This is a genomic window from Mycobacterium sp. (assembly GCF_032161845.1).
Taxonomy (GTDB): domain Bacteria; phylum Actinomycetota; class Actinomycetes; order Mycobacteriales; family Mycobacteriaceae; genus Mycobacterium.
This window is the reverse complement of record NZ_JAVRQA010000493.1, coordinates 1-8,361: the sequence shown is the minus strand read 5'-3', so window position 1 is coordinate 8,361 and position 8,361 is coordinate 1. Positions and strand designations below refer to the sequence as shown.

The window sequence follows — 8,361 nt, the reverse complement described above, 5'->3', positions numbered from 1 at the left end:
CCGGGGAAACCTCCGGCGCCCTGCGGCGGCCCACTCGGTGACGTCATTCAGTTCCTCCACATGTTCTGGTCCGACGTTGTCGTTCGGACCGCTGGTCTTGGTTCGGTTCAGTGTCGCCAGAGCCACTGGGCGGACGCTCGCCGTCAACTATTCCAGGCAGTTCGGGATCCGTCGACGTGCCCTGCCGCAGGGCGGTCTCGATCAGGACTCGATGAACCGGACCAGGTGCGGCGACATGCCGGCGGTGCGGACTGGGCTCACGGTGACCTTTTCCGCACTGCCCGACGCCTCCAGCATCTTGCCGCCGCCGAGGAAGATGGTCACGTGTTGGCTGCCACCGGGCCCGTAGAAGATCAGGTCGCCGCGCTTGGCCTGCGACGGCGCGATGGCCCGGCCAGCGTTGTACTGGTCGCCCGAGTACTTCGGGATCTGCACGCCGACGCCGGCGAATGCGTATCGCGTGAATCCGGAGCAGTCGTAGCCGATCTTGCCGGTGTCGTAGTCGACGCCCTCGCTGGGACCGGTCAGCGATCCGCCGCCCCAGGAGTAGGGCACGCCCATCTGCGACCCACCGCGACGGATGACGTATTCGATGGCCTCGGGTCCGCGGACCCGGCCGCCGGGATTGGCCGCGGAGGACGGATCGCTGGCGAGCCCGATGCTGGCCAGGAACTGATGGCCGAGGCTCTGGGTGGTCTGCAGCGCGATCCGACTCGCCGCGAACGATGCGTTCGCCATCGCGACGGGGTCACCCGGCGCGCCCGAACTGGCCACCTTGGGCAGCGTCGGATCCCACGCCCCGTCAGTGGGGTCCGCGCTGGCGGTCGCCACGGCACCGAAGGTCAACACACAGCACGTCGTTGCGACCGCCAAGGCGTGGCGGAGGAACTTCGAAGGCAAGAAAACCACCATCAGTATTCGATGTAGCGGATGACGTACGGCGTCATGCCGCTCGTCCGGACGGGTGAGATGTGGACGTCGGACCCGGTGTACGGCGCTTCCAGCATCTGACCGTTGCCCAGGTAGAGGGTCACGTGCTGGCTGCCGCCGGGGCCATAGAAGATCACGTCGCCGCGGCGCATCTGGGACGACGGGATCTTGCGGCCCAGGTCGTACTGCGCGCCGGAGTAGTGGGGCAGTTTGATGCCGACCCCGGCAAAGGCGTAGAGGATCAGTCCTGAGCAGTCGAAACCGGTCGTGCCAGCACCCGAGTCGATGCCACGGCTCGGTCCGACCGCGTTGCCGCCGCCCCACGAGTACGGGACGCCCATCTGCGTGCCAGCCCGCTGGATGACGTACTCCGAGGCTTGCCTTCCGTAGACGCGCGGTATCGCCCCGTTCGTGTAACCGGTTGGCGTTGGGATGATTCCGAGCTTCTGCAGAAATCCGCGACCCATCTGCTGGGTGGCCTGGGCCGACGTGGTCGCGATCCCGAGCACGGAGTTGAGGATCGCGATCGGGTCGCCGCTGACGAACGCACTTGGGATCGCGGGCAGCGTTGGATCCCAGCCGATGTCCCACTTCGAGTTGCCCGGCGCGGCTGCCGCCGGGTCACGGTCCCAGTTCGTCGAAGGGTTGGCCGCGAGGGGAACGGCCTGCGGGGTCTTGTTGGTCGGCGCCGACCACTCGCGGGCCGCGGCGAGCTTCGCCTGGGCCGCCGAGCGTTCGGCGGTGAGTTGATCCAGCTGAGATTGCTGATCGGCGAAGGTCCGCTGGGCCTGCGTCAGCGACGCAACGGCCGCGTCCTGGCTGGCTTGCGCGTCGACGACGGACTGGTCGGCCTTCTGCTTGGCCAGCCGGGCGGCGGAGTCCCTGTTGACCTGCTCGGTGCGAGCGCGCTGCAGATCGGCGATGGCCTGCTGGGTGCTGACGTTCAACGTCTCACCCGTGGCCGCGGTGTCGAGGATGTCCGCCGGGTCCTTGGCGGTCACGTACGACGCCGATGGGCCGTTCATGTAGGCGGAGGCGGCAAACGAGTCGAAGTGCTGTTGCGCCGCCGAGATGGCCGCCGTTGCGTCCTTGAGTGCGGCCTGGCTGGCGTCGACCTCGCTCTGGGCGGCCGCGGCGTTGTCGCGGGCGGTCTGGACGTCGACGATGGCCTTGTTGACGCTCTCCTGTTCCGCCTGAATGTTCGCACCGAGCTGCTGCAACTTCTGATCCGCGTTGGCGACTGCGGCGACGAGGCCGGCGATTCCCTCGGAGGTGGCAGGTTCGGCGGCGGCGATGGCGATGCCGTTGGTGAACACGGCCGTGACGAGAACACCGCATGCGAGCGAACCCGCAATGGAGGCGCGCAGGGTGCGTCTCATTGGTCTCTGGTCTCCTAAGGCTCATCGCGAACGTGTGCACGTCCGTCGCCATTGGTCACAGGAGTCACACGAATCACAACTGCAACAGCAGGCGTCTTCTGCACCGTACGTCACAAATAGCCGCAAGGAAACGGCAGCAACAAATTACATGTTTGTAATTGAATCGAAGTTATCGAATGGTGATGTTCGATAAATGAAGTGCCGCCGACGAAGTCAGTTGTCAGCCGCCACAGGCGTTTCCGCGGCGCTGCCCTTTCGAGCCCGGACCTGCAGTAACCGGGTGCCGACGGCAGCGACGGCCACCCCGAGAACGAGCAGCAGAGTAAATGGCGTCCACGGGAAATGCGGCGTGGTCAATTCGGTAACGAAATTCTGCGAGGCCACCACCGGAGTGCCGCTCACCTTCGCGATGTCCTGCCCGGCTTCCAGCGTCGAACGGTCGAACGTCGGACTGTAGGTACCGGCGAACGAGGGGCTCAACACCAACACCGTCGAGCCACCGAAGTCCTTGCCGACTTCTGTCGCGATGTCGCGCAGCGGAGTGTCGATCGGCGGGTTCTGGTCGAGGACGACGATCTTCAGATCGATGCCCTTCTGCTTGGCGTCGGCCACCACCTGGGGCAGCCCGGTGTTGGCGGGGACGTGGGACGCGCTGACGCCGTCGTCGCGAAGGTCGTCCTCCACCAGGCTCATGCACACGTCGGGCGGCGTCGCGCCGGGATCCTTCCCAACGATCGCGCAAACCTGCGACGGGATGAACAGCGGCGCCTGCGGAGTCGTCACGCGCCTGACGTTACATTCCCCGGTCGCTGCGCTCGCCCCCGCAAGCGGGGGGACCCCCAGCCCTCCGGTACCGCCAACGGAGGCCGATCGGCTGGCACCACGGCCGGATCAGGAGAAGACTGACACCCGCCTTGAGATGGCTTACAGGACAAGCGTACTGTTAGACACGTAACCGCTGCGACACAGCCCCGTCGCGGCGAAGATCGAAGCGGGAGTTGATGTGACCAGCGTTAATACGTTCGGAGCCCACGACACATTGAAGGTCGGGGACGAGGCCTACGAGATCTACCGCCTGGATGCGGTACCCGGCACCGAGAAACTCCCCTACAGCCTCAAGGTGCTTGCCGAAAACCTTCTGCGCACCGAAGACGGCGCCAACATCACCAAGGACCACATCGAGGCCATCGCCAGCTGGGACCCCTCGGCGGACCCCAGCATCGAGATCCAGTTCACCCCGGCGCGCGTGATCATGCAGGACTTCACCGGCGTGCCCTGCATCGTCGACCTGGCCACCATGCGCGAGGCCGTCGGCGACCTCGGCGGCGATCCGCACAAGGTCAATCCGCTGGCGCCGGCCGAAATGGTGATCGACCACTCCGTCATCGTCGACGTGTTCGGCAAGCGCGACGCATTCGAACGCAACGTCGAAATCGAGTACTCCCGCAACGGTGAGCGCTACCAGTTCCTGCGCTGGGGTCAGGGTGCCTTCGACGACTTCAGCGTGGTCCCCCCCGGCACGGGCATCGTGCACCAGGTCAACATCGAGTACCTGGCCCGCACGGTCATGGTCCGCGACGGGGTGGCCTACCCCGACACCTGTGTCGGCACCGACAGCCACACCACGATGGTCAACGGACTCGGCGTCCTCGGCTGGGGTGTCGGCGGCATCGAAGCCGAGGCGGCGATGCTGGGCCAACCGGTGTCGATGCTCATCCCCCGCGTCGTCGGCTTCAAGCTGACCGGCGAGATCAAGCCAGGCGTGACCGCGACCGACGTGGTGCTCACGGTGACCGACATGCTGCGCAAGCACGGCGTCGTCGGCAAGTTCGTCGAGTTCTACGGCGCAGGCGTCGCCGAGGTTCCACTGGCCAACCGCGCCACCCTTGGCAACATGAGCCCCGAGTTCGGCTCCACCGCGGCGATCTTCCCGATCGACTCGGTCACCGTCGACTACCTGCGCCTGACCGGCCGCACCGACGAGCAGCTCGCGCTCGTCGAGGCCTACGCCAAGGCGCAGGGCATGTGGCACGACCCCGAGAAGGAACCGGTCTTCTCCGAGTACCTGGAACTCGATCTCGGCGACGTGGTGCCATCCATCGCAGGCCCCAAACGCCCCCAGGACCGCATTCAGCTGTCCGACGCGAAGACGTCGTTCCGCAAGGACATCCACAACTACGTCGAGGAGAACTACCCCACCCCGGAGACCAAGCTCGACGAGGCCGTCGACGAGTCGTTCCCCGCCAGCGACTCGGTGTCGTTGTCCTTCGCCGACGACGGGGAAGCCGACGTGCGCCCGTCGGCGGCCAACGGGGCCGAGGGCAGGCCGTCCAAGCCGATCACCGTGAAATCCGACGAGCAGGGCGAGTTCGTGCTGGATCACGGGGCCGTCGTCGTCGCGGCAATCACGTCGTGCACCAACACGTCCAACCCTTCGGTGATGCTCGGTGCCGCGCTGCTGGCCCGCAACGCCGTCGAGAAGGGCTTGTCCTCCAAGCCGTGGGTCAAGACCTCGATGGCACCGGGATCACAAGTGGTCAGCGACTACTACGACAGGGCAGGCGTGTGGCCGTACCTGGAGAAGCTGGGCTTCTTCCTAGTGGGCTACGGCTGCACTACCTGCATCGGCAACACCGGTCCGCTGCCGGACGCCATCTCGAAGGCCATCAACGACAACGACCTCTCGGTCACCGCGGTTCTTTCGGGCAACCGCAACTTCGAGGGTCGCATCTCCCCCGACGTCAAGATGAACTACCTGGCCTCCCCGCCTCTGGTCATCGCCTATGCGTTGGCAGGCACCATGGACTTCGACTTCGAGACCGAAGCCCTTGGTCAGGACGACGACGGCAACGACGTCTTCCTCAAGGACATCTGGCCGTCGTCGCAGGAGATCTCCGACGTCATCGCGTCGTCGATCGACAGGAAGATGTTCACCGACAGCTACGCCGACGTGTTCAAGGGCGACGAGCGCTGGCGCAACCTCCCCACCCCGGAGGGCAAGACGTTCGACTGGGACCCGAAGTCGACGTACGTGCGGAAGCCTCCCTACTTCGACGGCATGCCCGCCGACCCGGCGCCCGTCACGGACATCTCCGGCGCGAGAGTGCTTGCCCTGCTTGGTGATTCGGTCACCACCGACCACATCTCGCCGGCGGGCAACATCAAGGCGGGCACACCGGCCGCCCAGTACCTCGAAGAGCACGACGTCGACAAGAAGGACTACAACTCCTACGGCTCGCGACGCGGCAACCACGAAGTCATGATCCGCGGAACGTTTGCGAACATCAGGCTCAAGAATCAGTTGCTCGACGATGTCTCCGGCGGCTACACCCGCGACTTCACCCAGGATGGCGGCCCACAGGCCTTCATCTACGACGCCGCGCAAAACTATGCCGCGCAAGGCATTCCGCTGGTCGTGCTCGGCGGCAAGGAGTATGGGTCGGGTTCATCCCGCGACTGGGCGGCCAAGGGCACCAGCCTGCTGGGCGTGCGCGCGGTCATCACCGAATCGTTCGAGCGCATCCACCGCTCCAACCTGATCGGCATGGGCGTCGTTCCGCTGCAGTTCCCGGCCGGAGAGTCCGCCTCGAGCCTCAAACTGGACGGAACCGAAGTATTCGACATCTCCGGAATCGAAGCCCTCAACAGCGGTAAGACCCCGAAGACGATGCACGTGACGGCCACCGGCAAGAATGAAGCCGACGGCACCGATCGTGTAGTCGAGTTCGACGCGGTGGTGCGGATCGACACCCCAGGAGAGGCGGACTACTACCGCAACGGCGGGATCCTGCAGTACGTCCTGCGAAACATGCTCAAGGCCTAGAGGATTCGAAGCCAAGAAGAAAAGGGCTCCTTCGTTGCCACGGGTGACCGATGACCATCTGGCGGCGCGCCGTCGTCAGATCCTCGACGGTGCCCGGCGGTGTTTTGCGCAGTACGGGTACGAGAGTGCGACCGTGCGGCGGCTCGAGCAGACCATCGGGCTGTCGCGCGGCGCAATCTTTCATCACTTCCGCGACAAGGACACGCTGTTCTTCGAGCTGGCCAGGGAGGACGCCAACCGGATGGCGGAGGTGGCCTCCCGAGAAGGCCTCATCCAGGTGATGCGCGACATGTTGGCCGCCCCCGACCAGTTCGACTGGCTCGCCACCCGGCTGGAGATCGCCAGGAAGCTGCGCAACGATCCGGCGTTCCACCAGGGGTGGGAAGCCCGCTCAGCCGAGCTGTCGGCCGCCACGACCGAGCGGCTACGGATGCAGAAGCAGGCCGGGCGAATCCGCGACGACGTGCCAAGCGCCGTGCTTCAGATCTACCTCGATCTGGTCCTCGACGGACTCATCGCGCGAATGGCCTCTGGCGAGGATCCGGAGAAACTCAGCGCCGTACTGGATCTCGTCGAAAGATCGGTCCGGCAACAATAGCCGGCTTGTTGATGCTCAGCCTCGTCGATTTCCGTACGATTGCTCCAGTCGCTGGGGGGAGGCTGGGAGCGAATGTCTGGATTTCCGCACGATCCGGCGTCCATCACGGCGTCCTGGCTCAGTGGGGTTCTGGGGACTGACGTGCGCAAATGCCATCTCGAACAGATCGGCATCGGCGTCGGGCTCCTCGGTCGCGTGTTCCGGGCCCATCTCGAGGGTGCTCCGGGCGTGCCTGCCTCGGTGGTCGTCAAACTTCCGACCCTGGACATGGAGGCCCGGACCGCGCTCTGCGAGGACCTCGAGTTCTACTCCAGCGAGGTCCGCTTCTACCAGGAGATCGGTGACACCAACCCGCTGCCGCCGGCCCGTGCCTACTTTGCCGCTTTCGACGAGACGACCCACGACTTCGTTCTCGTTCTCGAGGACCTCGGCCGGCTCCGGGTGGCCGACCAGACCATGGGGTGCACGGTGTCCGACGCGGAGACCGTCGTGGACGCGATCGCGCGCAATCATGCTCATTGGTGGGAGAGTCGGCGTTTCGAGTCGATGCCGTGGCTCAAGATGTACCGGAGTCCGCCGTTCCCCGAGCGCATCTCCCGCAACTTCGAGGCAGGCTGGCCACGTTTCCTCGAGGTCGTCGGGTCGGATCTGTCCCCAGCCATGCTCGAATTTGGCGAGCGGTTTCCGGCGATGGTGCCCTGGTTCTGCAACGAGCTCACGCGCCCGCCGCGCACCCTGCTGCACGGCGATCTCCGGCTGGACCAACTGTTCTTCGCCGTCGACCCGGATGATTCGCCGGTGACGGCGCTGGACTGGCAGATCACCGGAAAGGGCCGCGGCGCTTACGATCTGGCGTATTTCCTGAGCCAGAGTCTCGCCACCGAGACACGCAGGACCGCTGAGGGAGACCTCATCGAACGCTACACCGAGCGCCTCGCCGAACACGGTGTCGACTATCCGCGGGACGAGCTGCGGCGCGACTACCGCCTCACCACCGCATGGTGCTTCGTCTATCCCGTCCTTGCTGCCGGGCGGATCGAGCTGGCCAACGACCGTCAGCTGAAGCTGCTTCGCGCCATTCTGGACTGGTCGGCAGCCGCGATCGAGGACCACGACGCCTTGGCGCTGAGGCCGGACTGACGATGGCCGAAGACACCCGAAGCTGCGCCTCTTGCGGCACGGCGAACGAAGACGATGCGCGCTTCTGCGACGGCTGCGGCGGGTCCCTTGCGCGGGTCTGCGGGACGTGCGGCGTGGAAGCCCGCGCCGAGGCGCGGTTCTGCCGAGGCTGTGGGGCATCGCTGGATGCCACTGGCGCGCCCGCGGCCGGCGGCGGTGGCGGCCCCGTCCGCAAGACGGTGACCGTCATGTTCGCCGATCTGGCCGGTTCGACCAGCTTCGAGGAACGGGTGGACGCCGAGACCGCGCGCGAGGTGATTGGGCGATACCACGAACTGCTTCGTTCGACGGCGCAGCGCCATCGCGCGGGCGTCACCAAGTACATCGGCGATGGGTTCATGGCCGTCTGGGGCGTTCCCGAGACGGGCCTCGACGACGCTGGTCACGCCGTCGAGGCCGGGGCGGAGTTGCAGGATCGATTCGTCGACCTCGCGTCGCGGGTCGCCGAGGCA

General features: G+C 65.9%; 7 protein-coding genes. 4 read left to right on the top strand and 3 right to left on the bottom strand.

Annotated elements, in window-relative coordinates; translation table 11 throughout:
• Positions 1-201: 201 nt before the first annotated feature.
• The 3 genes from ripB to QOD90_RS27060 form a co-directional block, all read right to left on the bottom strand.
• On the bottom strand, positions 202-900 hold the full coding sequence (gene ripB / locus QOD90_RS27070) for an NlpC/P60 family peptidoglycan endopeptidase RipB (protein ID WP_526354900.1): 699 nt from the start codon (positions 898-900) through the stop codon (positions 202-204).
• Between the two features lie 11 nt (positions 901-911).
• Positions 912-2,309: an NlpC/P60 family peptidoglycan endopeptidase RipA gene (ripA, locus tag QOD90_RS27065; RefSeq protein WP_526354898.1), complete on the bottom strand. Its 1,398-nt coding sequence runs from the start codon at positions 2,307-2,309 to the stop codon at positions 912-914.
• Between the two features lie 213 nt (positions 2,310-2,522).
• On the bottom strand, positions 2,523-3,092 hold the full coding sequence (locus QOD90_RS27060) for an Rv1476 family membrane protein (RefSeq protein ID WP_526354896.1): 570 nt from the start codon (positions 3,090-3,092) through the stop codon (positions 2,523-2,525).
• Positions 3,093-3,312: 220 nt separating this feature from the next.
• On the opposite strand from QOD90_RS27060, the gene QOD90_RS27055 reads away from it, so the two are divergent.
• The 4 genes from QOD90_RS27055 to QOD90_RS27040 form a co-directional block, all read left to right on the top strand.
• Positions 3,313-6,132 (top strand): aconitate hydratase, encoded by a 2,820-nt coding sequence (locus QOD90_RS27055; RefSeq protein ID WP_526354894.1) that lies wholly within the window; start codon positions 3,313-3,315, stop codon positions 6,130-6,132.
• A gap of 34 nt (positions 6,133-6,166) precedes the next feature.
• The gene (locus QOD90_RS27050) at positions 6,167-6,730 is read left to right on the top strand and encodes a TetR/AcrR family transcriptional regulator (RefSeq protein ID WP_526354892.1); all 564 of its coding nucleotides are present in this window, start codon (positions 6,167-6,169) and stop codon (positions 6,728-6,730) included.
• A 72-nt stretch (positions 6,731-6,802) separates the two neighbouring features.
• Positions 6,803-7,870 carry a protein kinase family protein gene (locus QOD90_RS27045; RefSeq protein WP_526354890.1) on the top strand — a complete coding sequence of 356 codons (1,068 nt, stop codon included), beginning with the start codon at positions 6,803-6,805 and terminating at the stop codon, positions 7,868-7,870.
• 2 nt (positions 7,871-7,872) lie between these two features.
• Positions 7,873-8,361 (top strand): adenylate/guanylate cyclase domain-containing protein (locus QOD90_RS27040; RefSeq protein WP_526354888.1); only part of this gene is annotated, 489 nt, incomplete at its 3' end.